At 67.9% G+C, this 16,592-nt stretch carries 12 protein-coding genes; 1 reads left to right on the forward strand and 11 read right to left on the reverse strand.

All coding sequences use genetic code 11. The annotated features are described in order from the left end of the window. Positions 1 to 183: 183 nt before the first annotated feature. The 11 genes from DY157_RS06295 to DY157_RS06345 form a co-directional block, all read right to left on the reverse strand. Positions 184 to 1,206, reverse strand: coding sequence for an ABC transporter permease subunit (locus tag DY157_RS06295; RefSeq protein WP_115727712.1), 1,023 nt, complete (start codon positions 1,204 to 1,206; stop codon positions 184 to 186). Beyond that, positions 1,203 to 2,285 carry an ABC transporter permease gene (locus DY157_RS06300; protein ID WP_115727713.1) on the reverse strand — a complete coding sequence of 361 codons (1,083 nt, stop codon included), beginning with the start codon at positions 2,283 to 2,285 and terminating at the stop codon, positions 1,203 to 1,205. Before DY157_RS06300 ends, DY157_RS06295 begins: the two co-directional genes overlap by 4 nt. Next, a complete protein-coding gene (locus tag DY157_RS06305) occupies positions 2,278 to 3,840 on the reverse strand; it encodes a sugar ABC transporter ATP-binding protein (RefSeq protein ID WP_115727714.1) in 1,563 nt (520 codons plus the stop codon). The genes DY157_RS06300 and DY157_RS06305 overlap by 8 nt, the downstream gene beginning before the upstream one ends. 91 nt (positions 3,841 to 3,931) lie before the next feature. Continuing rightward, positions 3,932 to 4,936, reverse strand: a complete 1,005-nt coding sequence (locus DY157_RS06310; RefSeq protein WP_115727715.1) for an ABC transporter substrate-binding protein — start codon at positions 4,934 to 4,936, stop codon at positions 3,932 to 3,934. Positions 4,937 to 5,183: 247 nt separating this feature from the next. Beyond that, positions 5,184 to 6,692 carry an L-arabinose isomerase gene (gene araA / locus DY157_RS06315; protein WP_115727716.1) on the reverse strand — a complete coding sequence of 503 codons (1,509 nt, stop codon included), beginning with the start codon at positions 6,690 to 6,692 and terminating at the stop codon, positions 5,184 to 5,186. Then, positions 6,692 to 7,438 (reverse strand): L-ribulose-5-phosphate 4-epimerase, encoded by a 747-nt coding sequence (locus tag DY157_RS06320; RefSeq protein ID WP_115727717.1) that lies wholly within the window; start codon positions 7,436 to 7,438, stop codon positions 6,692 to 6,694. Before DY157_RS06320 ends, araA begins: the two co-directional genes overlap by 1 nt. Before the next feature lie 323 nt (positions 7,439 to 7,761). Continuing rightward, positions 7,762 to 8,793 carry a LacI family DNA-binding transcriptional regulator gene (locus DY157_RS06325; protein WP_218938057.1) on the reverse strand — a complete coding sequence of 344 codons (1,032 nt, stop codon included), beginning with the start codon at positions 8,791 to 8,793 and terminating at the stop codon, positions 7,762 to 7,764. A gap of 94 nt (positions 8,794 to 8,887) precedes the next feature. Next, the gene (gene mmsB, locus DY157_RS06330; protein ID WP_115727718.1) at positions 8,888 to 10,084 is read right to left on the reverse strand and encodes a multiple monosaccharide ABC transporter permease; all 1,197 of its coding nucleotides are present in this window, start codon (positions 10,082 to 10,084) and stop codon (positions 8,888 to 8,890) included. After that, complete coding sequence (locus DY157_RS06335; protein WP_115727719.1) at positions 10,081 to 11,628, reverse strand: ATP-binding cassette domain-containing protein; 1,548 nt, start codon at positions 11,626 to 11,628, stop codon at positions 10,081 to 10,083. The genes mmsB and DY157_RS06335 overlap by 4 nt, the downstream gene beginning before the upstream one ends. Before the next feature lie 83 nt (positions 11,629 to 11,711). Beyond that, positions 11,712 to 12,899 carry a multiple monosaccharide ABC transporter substrate-binding protein gene (gene chvE / locus DY157_RS06340; RefSeq protein ID WP_115727720.1) on the reverse strand — a complete coding sequence of 396 codons (1,188 nt, stop codon included), beginning with the start codon at positions 12,897 to 12,899 and terminating at the stop codon, positions 11,712 to 11,714. Positions 12,900 to 13,202: 303 nt separating this feature from the next. Continuing rightward, complete coding sequence (locus DY157_RS06345) at positions 13,203 to 14,234, reverse strand: LacI family DNA-binding transcriptional regulator (protein WP_174232133.1); 1,032 nt, start codon at positions 14,232 to 14,234, stop codon at positions 13,203 to 13,205. A 243-nt stretch (positions 14,235 to 14,477) separates the two neighbouring features. Here DY157_RS06345 and DY157_RS06350 point away from each other — a divergent pair, with 243 nt between their 5' ends. Continuing rightward, entirely contained in the window at positions 14,478 to 16,439 is a 1,962-nt protein-coding gene (locus DY157_RS06350; RefSeq protein ID WP_115727721.1) for a solute carrier family 23 protein, read from the forward strand. Positions 16,440 to 16,592: the final 153 nt, after the last annotated feature.

Below are 16,592 nucleotides of genomic sequence, written 5' to 3' on the forward strand. Positions count from 1 at the left end.
TCGGCCGCCACCGCGGCGGCCACTGGGAAAACAGTACGGAACAGTCGCCCGGATTGTCGCTTCAAGCGCCGCATTTCACCGATTTCTCACGGTTTTCCCGCCATTCGGGCGCGAAACGGCCCCCTCGAGGGGTCTCGAGGGGGCCGATCCAGGGCACGTCGGGGCGCCCGAGCCGCGTTCCGCCTATTCGCGCTTGACGGCGATCACGCGCTGGAGGATGACGAAACCGAGGAGGACGACGCCGATGAAGACCTTCGTCCACCACGAGTCGAGGCCCTCTCGCGCGATGAGCACCTGGATGAGACCGTAGACGAGGACGCCGATCCCGGACCCGAGGACGAACCCGTAGCCGCCGGCGAGGAGCGTTCCGCCGATGACGACCGAGGCGATCGCGTCGAGCTCCATGCCGATGCCCGTGAGGTTGAAGCCGGACTTCGTGTAGAGGGCGAAGAGGATGCCCGCGATGCCGGCGCAGGTGCCCGAGATGACGTAGACGAGGATCCTCGTCCGCCCCTCGTTGAGGCCCATGAGCCGCACGGCCTGCCCCTGATCCCCCGCTCCGAGCCCGTAGACGGTGCGCCCGAATCGCGTGTAGTGGAGGAGGTAGAACCCGATGAGGAGGACGACGATCGCGACGATCATCGACGCGTTGATCCTCCAGATCCCCTTGCCGGTGCCGAACTTCAGGGCCCAGGAGGCGAGTGCCGCGAAGCCCTGGTCGTCAATCGGCAGGGACTGCACGGAGACGACGTTCGCCAGGCCCCTCGCGAGGAACATGACGGCGAGGGAGGCGATGAAGGGCTGGATGTCGAACACTTGGACGAGGATCCCGATGAGGAGCCCGCACGCGGTGCCGATGAGGACGTCGACGACGAGGACGATCGGGAGGGCGACTCCCGCGAGGAACAGCTTCGCGGTGACGAGGCCGACGAGGGCGACGACCGCGCCGACCGAGAGGTCGATGCCGCCGGTGAGGATGACGAAGGTCATTCCCACGGCGAGGACGAGGAGGTAGGAGTTGTCGACGAGGAGGTTGGAGAGGAGCTTCATCGAGATGAAGGCCCTCCGCCCATCGCCGAGTCCGTAGCGCATCTCGCCGATGACGAGGATGACGACGAGCGTGGCGATCGTGCCGAGGACGGGGAGGAACCTCCTGTCGATCCTCGGGGCGCGGACCTGCTTCGCGGTGGGGGTGGCGGTGCTCATCGGGCAGCCTCGCTTCCGGTCGTCGCGGCGGCGGCCTCGCGGCGCGCCCTTCGCATCCTCATCCGCTCCCGGAAGAGGGGCGAGGCCGCGACGCAGACGGCGATGAGGACGATCGCTTTGAACAGGGGCGTCGTCTGGGAGGGCAGTTCGAAGATGACGACCGCGCGCTCGAGCGCGGACAGGATGAGCGCGCCGACGACCGTGCCGCCGAGGGAGAAGCGGCCGCCGTCGAGCTTCGTGCCGCCGAGGACGACGACCATGATCGCGTCCATCTCCTTCATGAGGCCGATGTTGTTCGCGTCGGCCGCCATCGTCGGGGCGCCGTAGACGATGCCCGCGAGGCCGGCGAGAAGGCCGCACACGATGTAGACGATCCAGGTCGTCGACGCGGCTTTGACGCCCGCGAGTCTCGACGCCTCGCGGTTGATGCCGATCGACTCGAGCATCATGCCGAAGGCGGACTTGCGGACGAGGAGCACGAGCACGACGAAGACGACCGCGGCGATGATCACCGGCATGGGGATCCCGAAGAGGAACCCTGATCCGATCGCCTTGAACGGCGGCGAGGTGACGGTCGTGATCTGCCCCTTCGTGAGGAGCATCGCGATGCCGCGGCCGGCGACCATGAGGATCATCGTCGCGATGAACGGCTGGATCTCGAGGACGGTGACGAGGAAGCCGTTGAAGATGCCGATGGCGAGGGCGACGGCGAGGCCGAGGACGATCGCCGTGAGGACGACGCCGAGATCGGACCCGTTGCCGGACTTGTCGATCCACGTGAGCGAGACGGCGAGCGAGATCGCCATGACCGCGCCGACCGAGAGGTCGATGCCGCCGGTCGCGATGACGAGGCACATGCCGAGCGCGAGGAGCAGCGGGGTCGCCGAATTCCTCAGGATGTCGATGAGCTGGCCGAAGAGGTGCCCGTCCTGGATCGTCACGTCGAGGAAGCCGGGCGACTTGACGCCGCAGGCGACGACGAGGACGACGAGGGCGATCGCCGGCCAGAATGCGGAGTGCCCGGAGGCCCTCTTGAACGCGTCCCCGATGTCGAAGGAGCGTTTCGCCGCGTCAGTCATTCGAGCCTCCCGGGTTCTCATCGCGGGCCGCCGAGGCGATCGTCTCGAGGACGGTCGACTGGGTGACGCCGGGGCCGTTGTCGAGGGTCGCGATCATCTCGCGGTCCCTCATCACGCAGATCTTGTGGCAGAGGCGCATGACCTCCTCGAGTTCGGAGGAGATGTAGACGACCGAGCGCCCTTCGGCGGCGAGCTCGGCGACGAGCTTCTGGATCTCCGCCTTCGCTCCGACGTCGATGCCGCGGGTGGGCTCGTCGAGGAGGAGGAGCGACGGGTCGGTCGCGAGCCAGCGCGCGAGGAGGACCTTCTGCTGGTTGCCGCCCGACAGGTTCTTGATGAGCGCGTTGGGGTTGCGCGGCTGGATGTTCATCGCGTTCATGAAGCGGTCGACGATCTCGTCGAGTTCCTTGCGCGGGATCGGCTTGAAGGAGCCGCGCGACGCCTGGAGGGCGAGGGCGATGTTCTCCCTCACCGAGAGGTCGCCGACGATGCCGTCCTTCTTGCGGTCCTCGGTGGAGTAGGCGATCCCCTTCTTGAGCGCGGCGAGGGGGTTCTTGAGGGGGGTCCTCTCCCCGCGGATCTCGAGCGCGCCCGAGTCGGACTGGTCGGCGCCGCACAGGAGGCGCGCGGCCTCGGTGCGGCCGGAGCCGAGGAGGCCGGCGAATCCGACGATCTCGTTCGCGTGGATGTCGAGGTCGAAGGGGGCGATCGCGCGACCGCGGCCCACGCCCTCGGCGCGCATGAAGGTCGACGGCGCGGCGGCGTCGGCGGCCTCCTGCGCGCTCGTCTCGATGGCCGCGAGGGAGTCGATCGTGTGTCCGACCATGGCGGAGATGAGGTCGCGCCGGTCGAGGTCCTTCGTGAGGTACTCGCCGATGAACTTCCCGTTCCGAAGGACGGTCATGCGGTCGGAGATCTCGTAGACCTGGTCGAGGAAGTGGGAGACGAAGAGGATCGCGACGCCCTGGTCGCGCAGTTCGCGCACGACGGTGAAGAGCTGCTCGACCTCGCCCGGGTCGAGGGAGGAGGTCGGCTCGTCGAGGATGAGGACCTTCGCATCGGAGACGAGGGCGCGGGCGATCGCGCAGAGCTGCTGGACGGCGATCGTGTGCGAGGAGAGCTGCGACCTCGGATCGATCTCGAGGTGCATCCGTCGAAGATTCTCGGCGGCGACGCGGCGCGTCGCCCGCCAGTCGATGAAGGGCCCCTTGTGGATCTCGTGGCCGAGCATGACGTTCTCGGCGACGGTCATGTTCGGGCAGAGGTTGACCTCCTGGTACACGGTCGCGATGCCGTGATCCTCCGCGTCCTCCGGCCCGCTCGGCCGGTAGTCCTCGCCGAGGACGGTGATCGTCCCGGACGCGAGGGAGTTGATGCCCGTGAGGGCCTTGATGAGCGTCGATTTACCGGCGCCGTTCTCCCCCATGAGCGCGTGGACCTCGCCCGCGCGCAGTGAGAAGTCGACCCCGTCGAGGGCGCGGACGCCCGGGAAGACGACTCCGATCCCCTTCATCTCGACGACCGGGCGCGCTTCTTCGCCGTTGGTCGGACTCATTGCTCCTTCTTCCTCGATCGGGTCCGTGCGCCGACTCCGGGGAGTCGGCGCACGGACCGCGTCATTCAGTCAGTTGCCGGTAGGCGCCCGATCAGTAGGCTCGGGCGTCGACCTCGGCCTGGGTGATCGACTGATCGAAGGTCTTGTCCTGAACGACCGTCTTCTCGGGGACGGACTCGCCGGCGGCGACCTTCTTGACGAGTTCGAGGAGCTGATTGCCGAAGACCGGGTTGCACTCGACGACGTAGTTGAACTTCTTGTCAACGAGGGCCTGGAGACCATCGTGGACGGCGTCGATCGTCACGATCTTGATGTCGGTGCCGGGGGTCTTGCCGGCGGCCTCGATGGCCTCGATGGCGCCGAGGCCCATGTCGTCGTTGTGGGAGAAGACGAGGTCCATGTCCGGGTACGCCTGGAGGGCGGCCTCCATGGTCGTCTTGCCCTCCGCGCGGGTGAAGTTGCCGGAGGCCTTGCCGAGGATGTGGTCGACGCCGACGACCTCATCGAAGGCGGCTTCGCGCTCGATCTGCGGACCGGAGCCCATCGTGCCCTGGAGCTCGAAGATCTTCGCGTCGGGGTAGTTCGCCTTGACCCATTCGCCGGCGGCCTTGCCCTCGGACGACATGTCGGAGCCGATGTGCGTGACGTAGGCGTCCTCGACGGTGGTCTTCACCGAGCGGTCGACGAGGATGACGGGGATGCCGGCGTCCTTGATCTCCTGGAGGACCTCGTCCCATCCGGTCTCGATGACCGGGGAGAAGGCGATGACGTCGACGTCCTGGGCGACGAAGTCGCGGAGGGCCTTGATCTGGTTCTCCTGCTTCTGCTGGGCGTCGACGAAGGTGAGGTCGATGCCGTTCTCCTTGGTGAGGGAGGCCTTGACCGACTCGGTGTTCGCGGTGCGCCATCCGGACTCGGCGCCGAGCTGCGAGTAGCCGACCTTGACGAGGTCGGAAGAGGACGAGGTCGAGCCCGAGTCGGTGCCGGACTCCGACGAGGCGGATCCGCCGGACGAGCCGCACGCGGTGAGGGAGAGGGCGACGAGGGATGAGACTGCCGCGGCGGCGAAGCGCCGCCAGGTGCGGGCCTGAGACATGAAGTTCCTCCTTGAACTTGGACGAGTCGACAGGTGCCATGCGATGGATGAAGAGCGGCTCTGCCGTTCATCCGTTTCAGGTTAGCGTTCACACTCTCACCGATGAGAACGTTCCCTCAATCGTGATCTTTTCGTAATCATTGCCGATGAAGGCCCCTCGACCTGCGCGCATGCACGCGGGGCGCGACCCCGGAGAACCGGAGTCGCGCCCCGCGGACGCGTCGGCGCTCGCGCGCCCGACGAGGGCTCAGAGCCCTTCGGCGAGGCGGTGGTACGCCTGGTTCCACTTCGAGCTCGACGCGAAATCGCGCCGCGTCGTCGACTCGTCGATGACGAGGAGCTCCATCTTCGCGATCTTCGCGAACATCTCCCACACGTCGGCGCCGACCTGGGTCGACATGCACGTGTGGTGCGCGGCGCCGGCGGTGAGCCAGGCCTCGACGGAGGTGTAGAAGTCGGGCTTCGGGATCCACATCGCACGGGCGACGGGGAGCTTCGGCATGTCGTGCGGGGGCTCCACGACGTCGACGACGTTCGCGGTGAGGCGGAAGCGGTCGCGCATGTCGGACATCGCGACGACGACGCCGGGGCGCGCGTCCGCGTTGAAGACCATGCGGACCGGATCCTCCTTGCCGCCGATGCCGAGCGGGTGGATCTCGATGCGGGGCTTCTTCTCCGTGAGCGAGGGGCAGACCTCGAGCATGTGGGCGCCGAGGATCATCTCCTTCCCGTCGACGAAGTTGTAGCAGTAGTCCTCCATGAGCGACGCGCCGCCGGGCAGCCCCTCCCCCATCACCTTCGCCGCGCGGACGAGGACGGCCGTCTTCCAGTCGCCCTCCGCGCCGAAGCCGTAGCCGTCGGCCATGAGGCGCTGAACCGCGAGGCCCGGGAGCTGGCGGAGCGTGCCGAGGTCCTCGAAGTTCGTTGTGAAGGCCATCGCCCCGCGCTCCTCGAGGAAGCGGCGCATGCCGATCTCCTCGCGGGCGGCGTAGCGGAGGGAGTCGTGCTTCTCGCCGCCCGCCTTGAGGGCGTCCTCGACCTCGTACTCGGCCTCGTAGAGGGCGACGAGTTCGTCGATCGCCTCCTCCTCGACCGCATCGACCGCGGCGATGAGGTCGTTGACGCCCCAGGTGTTGACCGACACGCCGAGGCGGCGCTCCGCCTCGGTCTTGTCGCCCTCGGTGACGGCGACGTTGCGCATGTTGTCGCCGAAGCGGACGACGCGCAGCTCATTCGTCGCGGCGAAGCCGGCGGCGGCGCGGATCCAGTCGGCGACGCGCGAGCAGGTCGAGGCGTTGGACGCGTGGCCGACGACGGTCGCGCGGGCGACGCCGAGGCGCGTGAGGATGTACGCGTACTCGCGGTCGCCGTGCGCGGCCTGGTTGAGGTTCATGAAGTCCATGTCGATGGTGTCCCACGGGATCTCGACATTGGCCTGCGTCGCGAGGTGGAGCAGCGGCTTGGAGAGGACCTCGAGGCCGCGGATCCACATCTTCGCCGGGCTGAAGGTGTGCATCCACGAGATGACGCCGAGGACTCGGTCGTCGGCGGAGGCGTCGAGCATCGCGCGGCGGATCGAGTCGGAGTCCTTGAGGACGGGCTTCCACACGACGGGCGCGGGCATGAGCCCGGAGTCGTTGAGGAGGCGGACGACCTCCTGGGACTGCTCGGCGACCTGCCGGAGGGTCTCCTCGCCGTAGAGGTCCTGGGATCCGGTGTAGAACCAGACCTCGCGGCCTTCGTAGAATCCGGGCATCAGTGCTGCTCTCCTTCCGCGGCGGCGTCGCCGTCGTGCTGTCCGTAGACGAATTGGTAGCGGTTGTACAGGCTGTCGATCTTGTCCTGGGGGATCGGGATCGGCTCCCCCAGCTGGCGGGCGATGTGGACGGTGCGGGCGACCTCCTCGACCATGGCGGCGGCCTTGACGGCGGCGCGCGCGTCCTTGCCGATCGTGAAGGGGCCGTGGTTCTGCATGAGGACGGCGGGGCTGCGCGACTCGGAGAGGGTTTCGACGATGCCGCGCCCGATCGAGTCGTCGCCGATGAGGGCGAAGGGCCCGACCGGCACCGGGCCGCCGAACTCGTCGCCCATCATCGTGAGGACGCAGGGGATGGACTCGCCGCGGGCGGCCCATGCGGTCGCGTAGGTCGAGTGCGTGTGGACGACGCCGCCGACCTCGGGCATGTGCGAGTAGACGTAGGCGTGGGCCGCGGTGTCGGAGGAGGGCGAGCCCTCGCCTTCGACGAGGGTGGCGTCGAGGTCGCAGACGACCATCGACTCGGGAGTGAGATCGTCGTAGGAGACGCCGGAGGGCTTGATGACGAGGAGGTCCTGGGAGCCGTCCGCCGCCGGCCCCTTCACCCGCTGGGAAACGTTGCCAGCCGTCCACACGATGAGCCCCCAGCGCGGGAGCTCGGCGTGGAGTCGCGCGACGACCTCGCGGGTGCGCGCGACCTCGGCCGCGAATTCTGCGTCCCAGGTCGAGGGATCGCGATGGTCCATGAGTTGTCCTCTCGTTCGTCCGCGGCGCGGGCGGTCTGCCCGCCGCACCTCTTCGTGCGCCCCGAGGGGCCGAAGTCCGGGGGCGGGCGAAGCCGTCCCCGACGGAATTAGGTTAGCGCTCACATGGCCGGAATGTCCACGATTTCAAAAGCGGGAATGCGCGGTTCCGGCGGCCGGCGGGCCGATCTCGGGAAGTGCTCACGAGGCCGAGGCGCGGCGCCGGAATGAGCCGGAGAGCCGACGACTCGTCGATCGGGCGAGCCTGTTCGTCTCCGGCCGAATCGACGCGCCGCCCCGGCCTCGTGAACGACGTCGCCGCCGACTCAGCCCAGCGGCGCCGTCGAATCGCGGACGATGAGCTCGGGGGCGAGAGAGATGCCCGATCCGCCCGAGCCGGGCTCGCGGATCTCCTTCAGGAGCGTCGACAGAACCGTCCGCCCGAGGTTCGGGAAGCCCTGGCGGACGGTCGTGAGCGCCGGGGAGTAGAACCTCGCGGCCGGCATATCGTCGAAGCCGACGATCGACACATCACCCGGCACCGACTTCCCCGCCTCCTCGAGGGCCCGGTAGAGGCCGAGAGCGATCTGGTCGTTCGCGCAGAACACCGCGGTCGGCAGGCCCTCCGCGAGGAATCGACGGCCCTCGTCGTAGCCGACGTCGAACTCCCAGCCCCTCTCCCCCAGGGACCTGCACTCGAGGCCGTGCTCCGCCATGAACTCGCGCCACGCCTGCTCGCGCTTCTTCGCCTCGAAGAACTTCGCCTCGCCCGCGATGTGCGCGATGTCGCGGTGCCCGAGACCGTAGAGGTGCTCGAGGACGAGGCGCGCGCCCTTCTCCTGGTCGACGGCGACCGGAATCACGCCGGCCTCGTCGCCGAGCTCCTGGGTCGTGACGGCGACGACCGGGACCGGGATCGTCTTCGTCGCCATGTCGGCGGCGACGTCGCGCAGAGGCGCGATGAGCACGATGCCCTCGACCGCGAGGGAGAGGAAGCGGTCGAAGACCTTCGAGATCGACGCGTCGTCGTAGTCCTCCACCGGGGCGACGACCGTGTAGTAACCCGCCTCCCGGGCCGCGAGCTCGATCTCCATGAGGATCGAGGACGGACCGTAATCGAGCGAGGTCGTCGTGAGGACCCCGATCATCTCGGACTTGCGGCGCGCGAGGGCGCGCGCGACCGAGTTCCGCCGGTATCCGAGCTCGTCGATCGCCGCCTGGACGCGGGCGCGCGTCGCCGGGAGGACGTTCTCGGAATCGTTGAGGACGCGGGAGACGGTCTGGTGGGACACGCCTGCGACCGCGGCGACGTCGAGAATCGACGGAGCGCCTTTCGCTCGACGGGGACGGGGCATCATTTTTCCTTCACCACTTCGCTGTGATTACAGGCTACGCGCTGATCTGGACGTACGAGGCGGGGCCGCGTCGCGGGGGACGCGGCCCCGCCGGGGCTCAGGGCTCGCGCCCCCGTGCCGTCGCCCAGGACGCGCGGCGCTTGTTCCACACGTCGAAGGCGACCGCGAGGAGAAGGACCAGGCCCTTCACCATCTGCTGGGTCGACGTCGACGCGCCCATGAGCTGCATGCCATTCGACATGACGGCCATGATGAGACCGCCGACGAGGGCTCCGGAGAGCTTGCCGATGCCGCCGGTCGTCGAGGCGCCGCCGATGAAGCAGGCCGCGATGGCGTCGAGCTCGAACATGTTGCCTGCCGAGGGCTGGGCGCCGTTCATGCGGGCGGAGTAGATGATGCCCGCGACTGCGGAGAGGAAGCCCATGTTGACGTAGGTCCAGAAGGTCACCGACTTGACGTTGATGCCCGAGAGGGCCGCGGCGGCGGTGTTGCCGCCGATCGCGTAGACGTCGCGGCCGAAGACCGTCGAGTTCGCGAGGGTGCCGTAGATGAGCACGAGGATCGCGAGGATGATGAGGACGAACGGGAGGCCGCGCGAGCGGGAGAGCTGGTACGCGAACCACATGACGAACGCCGCGATGACGACGATCTTGCCGATGAAGAGGCCCATCGACTCGACGGCCTGGTTGTAGGCGATCCGCGCCTGGCGGGAGCGGAACTGCTGGTAGGCGAACCCGACGACGCCGATGCCGAACACGACGAGCGTGAACACGTCGAAGCCCATGCCGCCGAGGAGGCCGTTGAAGAAGCCGTTCGCGATGTTGTAGTAGGGCTTCGGGAAGGGCGAGAGCGAGACGTTCGCGAGCACCTGGAAGGTGAGGCCGCGGAAGAGGAGCATGCCGGCGAGGGTGACGATGAAGCCGGGGATCCCGACGTACGCGACCCAGAAGCCCTGCCACGCGCCGATGATGAGGCCGAGGACGATCGCGGCGATCGCTCCCATCCACCAGGGCATCCCGTGCTTGATGACGAGGACCGCGGAGAGCGCGCCGGTCACGGCGACGACCGAGCCGACCGAGAGGTCGATCTGCGCGAGGACGATGACGAAGAGCATGCCGATCGCGAGAACGAGGATGTAGGAGTACTGGAGAACGATGTTCGTGAGGTTGCCCGGGCTGAGGAACGACGGGTTGAGCACCGCGAACAGGATGGCGATGGCGAGGAAGGCGAAGAAAATGCCGCTCTGGCGGATGTTGCCCTTGAACATCTCGCCGAGGCTCTTGGTGGTGCTCACAGTTCGTTCTCCCTTGAGGGTTCAATGGTCATGAGTTCCATGAGGTTCTCCTGGTTCGCTTCCGCGATCGGGACCTCGCCGGTGATCCGCCCGTACGCGAGCGCGTAGACGCGATCGGAGATGCCGAGGATCTCTTCGAGTTCGGAGGAGATGACGATGACGGCCTTGCCCGCCTCGACCATCTTGTTGATGAGGGTGTAGATCTCGAACTTCGCGCCGACGTCGATGCCGCGCGTCGGCTCGTCGAGGATGAGGACGTCCGCGTCGGTGTACAGCCACTTCGAGAGGACGACCTTCTGCTGGTTGCCGCCCGACAGCGAGCCCGCGAGCTGCATGACCGACTGGGAGCGGATGTTCATCTTCTCCTTGTAGTCGGAGGCGACGGCGAGCTCCTCGTTGGCGTTCACCATGCCGCGCTTCGCGAGCTTGAAGAGGCCCGCGGTCGCGATGTTGTGGCGGATGTCGTCGATGAGGTTGAGGCCGTACTGCTTGCGATCCTCGGTCGCGTAGGCGATGCCGTTCTTGATCGCGTCGGACACCGACTTCACCTGGATCTCCTTGCCGTCCTTGTAGAGGCGGCCGGTGATGTCGCGCCCGTAGGAGCGGCCGAAGATGCTCATCGCGAGCTCGGTGCGACCCGCGCCCATGAGGCCCGCGATGCCGACGACCTCGCCGTGACGGACGTTGAAGGACGCGTCCTTGATGATGACGCGGCCCTCCTGGGTCGGGTGGTAGACGGTCCAGTCCTCGACTCGGAAGATCTCCTCGCCGATGTGGGACTCCCTCGAGGGGTAGCGCTGGGAGAGTTCGCGGCCGACCATGAGCGAGATGATCTTGTTCTGCGTCGACGCGGGGTCGTGCATGTCGAGGGTCTCGATCGTCTGGCCGTCGCGGAGGATCGTCGTGCGATCGGCGATCGCGGCGATCTCGTTGAGCTTGTGGGAGATGATGACGATCGAGACGCCGGCCTCCTTGAGCTGACGGACGAGCTCGAGGAGCTGGGCGGAGTCGTTGTCGTTGAGGGCGGCCGTCGGCTCGTCGAGGATGAGGAGCTTGACGTCCTTCGAGAGGGCCTTCCCGATTTCGACGAGCTGCTGCTTGCCGACGCCGAGCTGACCGACGCGGGTGCGCACGTTCTCGTCGAGGCCGACCTTCGCGAGGGCCTGCTCGGCGAGGTGGTTGACCGCGTGCCAGTCGATGAGGCCGTGCTTGCGAGGCTTGTCGATGCCGAGGAAGAGGTTCTCCGCGATGGAGAGGTACGGGACGAGGGCGAGCTCCTGGTGGATGATGCCGATGCCGAGGCTCTCGGAGTCCTTGATGGAGGAGAACTTCACCTCCTGGCCCTCCCAGATGATGGTCCCGTCGTACTGACCGTGGGGGTAGACGCCGGAGAGGACCTTCATGAGGGTGGACTTGCCGGCGCCGTTCTCGCCGCAGAGCGCGTGGACTTCGCCGCGCCGGACCTCGAGGTTGACGTGCTTGAGCACGGGCACCCCGTTGAATCCTTTGTCGATGTCGCGCATCTCCAAGATATTTGACGTCATTTCACTTCCGCATTCGCGAGCTAGAAGACTGAAGGGCAGTGGACGGGGCGGGCACCGCGGTGCCCGCCCCGCTCACCGATGGGTCACTTGGTGACGCCTGCGGCGACCTCGTCGGCCGTGTAGTAGCCGGAGCCGATGATGTCGGACTCGATGTTGTCCTTGTAGATCGTCTGAACCTCGAGGAGGTAGGACGGGACGACCTTCACGCCGTTGTCGTAGGTCTTCGTGTCGTTGGCCTCGGGCTCCTTGCCGGAGCCGATCGACTCGACCGTCTTGACGGCCTGGTCGGCGAGGAGGCGGGTGTCCTTGAAGATCGTCGACTGCTGAACGCCGTCGTTGATGAGCTTGATCGAGGCGATCTCGGCGTCCTGACCGGTCACGACCGGGAGGCCGTCGGCGATCGTCGGGCCGTAGCCCGCGCCCTGAAGGGCGGTGATGATGCCGCGGGAGATGCCGTCGAAGGGCGAGAGGACGCCGGCGAGGGGCTCGGTGCCGCCGCCGTACGTCGAGGTGAGGATGTCCTCCATGCGCTTCTGGGCGGCCTCCTGCGACCAGCGGAGGGTCGCGGCCTGGTCGAAGGAGGTCTGGCCCGACTTGATGACGAGCGTGCCGTCGTCGATGAAGGGCTTGAGGGTGTCCATGGCGCCGTTGAAGAAGAATCCGGCGTTGTTGTCGTCGGGCGAGCCGGCGAAGAGCTCGATGTTGAGCGGGCCCTTCGGGGCGTCGGCGGCCTTGTTGCCGTCCTTGTCGGTGAGGCCGAGGCCGTAGAGGAGGGCCTTGCCCTGCGCGACGCCGACCTTGTAGTTGTCGAACGAGACGTAGAAGTCGACGTTCTCGTTGTCGCGGATGAGGCGGTCGTAGGAGACGACCGGGATGTTCGCGGCGCCGGCGGCGTCGAGCTGGCTCGAGAGGGCGGTGCCGTCGATCGACGCGATGACGAGGATCTTCGCGCCGTTCGTGATCATCTGATCGATCTGCTGGGTCTGGGTCGGGATGTCGTCGTTCGCGAACTGGAGGTCGACGGTGTAGCCGGCCTTCTCCAGGCCCTCCTTGACGGCCTTGCCGTCTGCGATCCAACGCTCGGAGGTCTGGGTCGGCATCGCGACGCCGACCTTGATCGACTCGCCGGAGGCGGACGAGCCGGAGGCGGAAGAGTCGGAAGCGGTGGACCCCGCGCCGCCGCCCGCGCAGGCGGTGAGGGCGAGGGCGCCGGCCGCGAAGACCGTCGCGAGGCCCGCGGCGCGAGCGCCGAAGGTGCGCCTGATGTTCATAGAAGTCTCCTCGTTGAGCAACCAAGTGTGGATGAGAGAATCCGAATCGCCGCTCTTCGTAGCGCGGACGATGGAGGAAACGTTAACGATCACATGCGATCGGCGCAACACCTCGAGGTTAAGTTTCGATAACAATGTGCACGTGCACATGAACGTTCACATTTCGTGAACGAATGTGCGGCCATCTGCGGTTACTTGAAAATCTCGGCCGAAGAGCGCTGTCGGCGGCCTTCGCGCCGTGCCAACGCCGGTCCGGGGGCCGGTCGGCGCACGACGACCCCGCCCCTGAATCCTGAGGCTCCCTCAGCCTCGCTGGGCCGGAGCCGTCGAGTCGCGGACGACGAGGGTTGTCGGAACGACGACCGGGCTCACCGACGCGGGATCGACGACCGCGGTCTTCACCGTCTCGATCGCGAGGCGTCCGAGGGAGTTGAAGTCCTGCCGGACCGTCGTGAGCGAGGGCGCGAAGAAGGCGGCCGAGGACGCGTCATCAAATCCGACGACCGACACATCGCCGGGGACGGTGAAGCCGGCCTCCGAGAGCGCCTTGAAGGCGCCGAGGGCGAGAAGGTCGTTCGCCGCGAAGATCGCGCTCGGCACCGCCCGCTTGTCGATGAGAGAGCGCACGGCCGCGTACCCGGTCCCCGCCTCCCAGCCGAAACCGATCGGCTCGGGGGCCTCGAGGCCCGCGGCCTCGAGCTCTGCGCGCCACCCCGCCATGCGCGCGCGGGCCTCGTACCAGTCGAGCGGTCCGGCGATGTGGACGATGTCGCGATGGCCGAGGTCGAGGAGGTGCCGGACCGCGGCGGACGCTCCCCCGCGCTGATCCATCTGGACCGTCTGGATGCGCATCTCGTGCTCGGACTGGACCGCTGACACGGCGACGACCGGAACGGGCACGTGGATGGCGTCGAGAGCCTCGGCGAGGCCGACGACCGGAGCGATGACGACGACCGCCTCGACGGCGAGCCCGAGGAAGTGATCGATCGCGGACGTCAGCGACTCGGCGCCGAAGTCCTCGATCGCGACGACGCCCGTGAAGTAGCCGGCCTCCCTGGCGGCCACCTCGATGGCGATGAGCGTCGACGTCGGCCCGAAGTTCACGGACGTCGTCGTGATGACGCCGAGAATGCCCGACCGCTTCGCCGCGAGCGCGCGGGCGACAGAATTGCGCCGGTACCCGAGCTTGGCGATCGCCTCGAGGATCCTCTCGCGCGTCTCGGGGGCGACCTTCCCCGTTCCGTTGAGAACCCGCGACACGGTCTGGTGGGAGACGCCCGCCTCCGCGGCGACGTCCGACATCGACGGGGCTCGTCCGGTCCGGTTGATCGTCATGGGGCCTTGCACCTCGCTCGTTCGAGCGCGCCCTCCTCGTCCTCGCGGAACGGGCGCGACGCGCGACGGGGGCGGCCTTCCGTCTCGACCCCTCGGGCGCGTTCTCCCGAGTCTAGCCGGATCGGCGGCCCCCTCGTGACCACGTCCCGAACCCACTGCGAGATGCGCCACGGGATTCAACCGCGGAGCGCGGGCGAGAGGAGGATGAAGGCGCCCACCCCGCACCTCCCCTCAGGAGATCCCATGGCACACGGACGCGGTACCACGGCCTCGAAGGCCGCCTCCCCCCTCCACCCCGTCGATCAGGTGCCCCCGGCCGGCAAACTCGCCGTCCTCGGCATCCAGCACGTCCTCGCCTTCTACGCCGGCGCGGTCGTCGTCCCCCTCGTCATCGCCTCGGGCCTCGCCCTCGATTCGGCGACCCTCGTCCACCTCATCAACGCCGACCTCTTCACCTGCGGCATCGCGACGATCATCCAGTCGGCGGGCCTCGGCCCGAAGATCGGCGTCAAGCTCCCCCTCATCCAGGGCGTGACCTTCACCGCGGTCTCCCCGCTCATCGCGATCGGCATCGCCGCGACCCCGGCGGGCGCCGATCCGATGACGGGCCTCGCGACGATGTACGGGTCGATCATCGCCGCCGGTCTCGCGACGTTCCTCGTCGCCCCCTACTTCGCGAAGCTCCTCCGATTCTTCCCGCCGGTCGTCACCGGCACGCTCCTCACCGTCATGGGCATCACGCTCATCGCGGTGTCGGCCGGGGACATCGTGTCGCTCGCGACCTACGCGCCCGAGGGCGCCGATCTCACGGCGCTCACGCTCAAGGGCCTCGCCTACGCGATGGGGACGCTCGCGCTCATCGTCGCGGTTCAGCGGATCTTCAAGGGCTTCATGTCGACGATCTCCGTCCTCGTCGGCCTCGTCGTCATGACCGCAATCGCCTTCGCCCTGGGCGACGCGAACTTCTCCTCCGTCGGCGACTCCGCGTGGGTCGGCGTGACGACCCCGTTCTTCTTCGGCCTCCCCCGCTTCTCGATCGCCGCGATCCTCTCGATGCTCATCGTCATGGCGGTGACCGCGGTCGAGACGACCGGCGACGTCTTCGCGACCGGCGAGGTCGTCGGCAAGCGCATCACGCCCGAACACGTCGCGAACGCCCTGCGCGCCGACGGCCTGTCGACGCTCCTCGGCGGCGTCCTCAACTCCTTCCCCTACACGTGCTTCGCGCAGAACGTCGGCCTCGTGCGCCTCACCCGCGTGAAGTCCCGCTGGGTCGTCACCGTCGCCGGCGCGCTCATGATCGTCCTCGGCCTCCTCCCGAAGGCCGGAGCGGTCGTCGCCTCGATCCCCGCTCCCGTCATCGGCGGCGCCTCGCTCGCGATGTTCGCGAACGTCGCGGTCGTCGGCATCCAGACGCTCGGCAAGGTCGACATGCGCGATAACCGCAACGCCGTCATCGTCTCGACCTCGATCGGCCTCGCGATGCTCGTCACCCTCAAGCCCGACATCGCGACGATGCTCCCGAGCTGGCTCCAGATCCTCTTCGGCTCGGGCGTGACGATCGGCGCGCTCACCGCTTTCCTCCTCAACCTCCTCTTCTTCCACGTCGGCAAGGGCGACTCCCCGGACGTCGCGCTCGTCGACGGGCGGGCCGTCAACCTCGAGGAGGTCAACGCGATGGACCGCGACGCCTTCGTCACCGCGTTCTCCGGCATGTACGAGGGACCGCGATGGCCCGTCGAGCGGGCGTGGGAGCACCGGCCCTTCGCCGATGCCTCCGAGCTGCGCCGCGCCTTCGAAGACGAGGTCCTCGGCGCGTCCGCGGAGGAGCAGGAGGCCCTCATCGCCTCGTACGCCGACATCGCGGACCTCGCGCGCGGCGAGGGCGACGAGCGCGCTCACCTCGACACCGCGGCCCTCGGCCTCGGCGAGTTCGACGACGCGGAGCTCGCGGACCTTCAGGCGGCGTCGGCCGCCTACCGGGAGAAGTTCCACCGTCCGCTCGTCGTCTGCGTGACGAACCTCGACGACCGCGGGCGCCTCATCGAGTCGGCGTGGCGCCGCGTCGAGTCCTCGCAGGCCCGCGAGGCGCGCTTCGCCCTCGGCGAGGTCGTCGACATCGCCGACGAGCGCTTCAACATCCTCGTCGCGGACGCCAATCCGATCCGCACGGCCTGGGGTCGCAAGTTCGACCAGGTGGACTGACGCCCGTCGTCCTCGTCCCCATCGACGAGGGCGGGGCGGCGCGCCGACGACGCGGACGTCACGAGGGGCCGGCTGAAAAGCCAGCCCCTCGTGGCATCCCATCAACACAGTGCGAGTTCGTCCGAATCGGTCTCCTCATGAATCCCATCGTCG

This window comes from Actinomyces culturomici (assembly GCF_900499005.1).
Taxonomy (GTDB): domain Bacteria; phylum Actinomycetota; class Actinomycetes; order Actinomycetales; family Actinomycetaceae; genus Pauljensenia; species Pauljensenia culturomici.

What these genes read in the sequence shown, in the direction of transcription:
- DY157_RS06350 (WP_115727721.1), top strand. Translation starts at nt 14,478, where the DNA reads ATGGCACACGGACGCGGTACCACGGCCTCGAAGGCCGCCTCCCCCCTC.
- DY157_RS06325 (WP_218938057.1), bottom strand. Translation starts at nt 8,793, where the DNA reads ATGATGCCCCGTCCCCGTCGAGCGAAAGGCGCTCCGTCGATTCTCGAC.
- chvE (WP_115727720.1), bottom strand. Translation starts at nt 12,899, where the DNA reads ATGAACATCAGGCGCACCTTCGGCGCTCGCGCCGCGGGCCTCGCGACG.
- DY157_RS06320 (WP_115727717.1), bottom strand. Translation starts at nt 7,438, where the DNA reads ATGGACCATCGCGATCCCTCGACCTGGGACGCAGAATTCGCGGCCGAG.
- DY157_RS06345 (WP_174232133.1), bottom strand. Translation starts at nt 14,234, where the DNA reads ATGACGATCAACCGGACCGGACGAGCCCCGTCGATGTCGGACGTCGCC.
- DY157_RS06305 (WP_115727714.1), bottom strand. Translation starts at nt 3,840, where the DNA reads ATGAGTCCGACCAACGGCGAAGAAGCGCGCCCGGTCGTCGAGATGAAG.
- DY157_RS06300 (WP_115727713.1), bottom strand. Translation starts at nt 2,285, where the DNA reads ATGACTGACGCGGCGAAACGCTCCTTCGACATCGGGGACGCGTTCAAG.
- DY157_RS06295 (WP_115727712.1), bottom strand. Translation starts at nt 1,206, where the DNA reads ATGAGCACCGCCACCCCCACCGCGAAGCAGGTCCGCGCCCCGAGGATC.
- DY157_RS06310 (WP_115727715.1), bottom strand. Translation starts at nt 4,936, where the DNA reads ATGTCTCAGGCCCGCACCTGGCGGCGCTTCGCCGCCGCGGCAGTCTCA.
- araA (WP_115727716.1), bottom strand. Translation starts at nt 6,692, where the DNA reads ATGCCCGGATTCTACGAAGGCCGCGAGGTCTGGTTCTACACCGGATCC.
- DY157_RS06335 (WP_115727719.1), bottom strand. Translation starts at nt 11,628, where the DNA reads ATGACGTCAAATATCTTGGAGATGCGCGACATCGACAAAGGATTCAAC.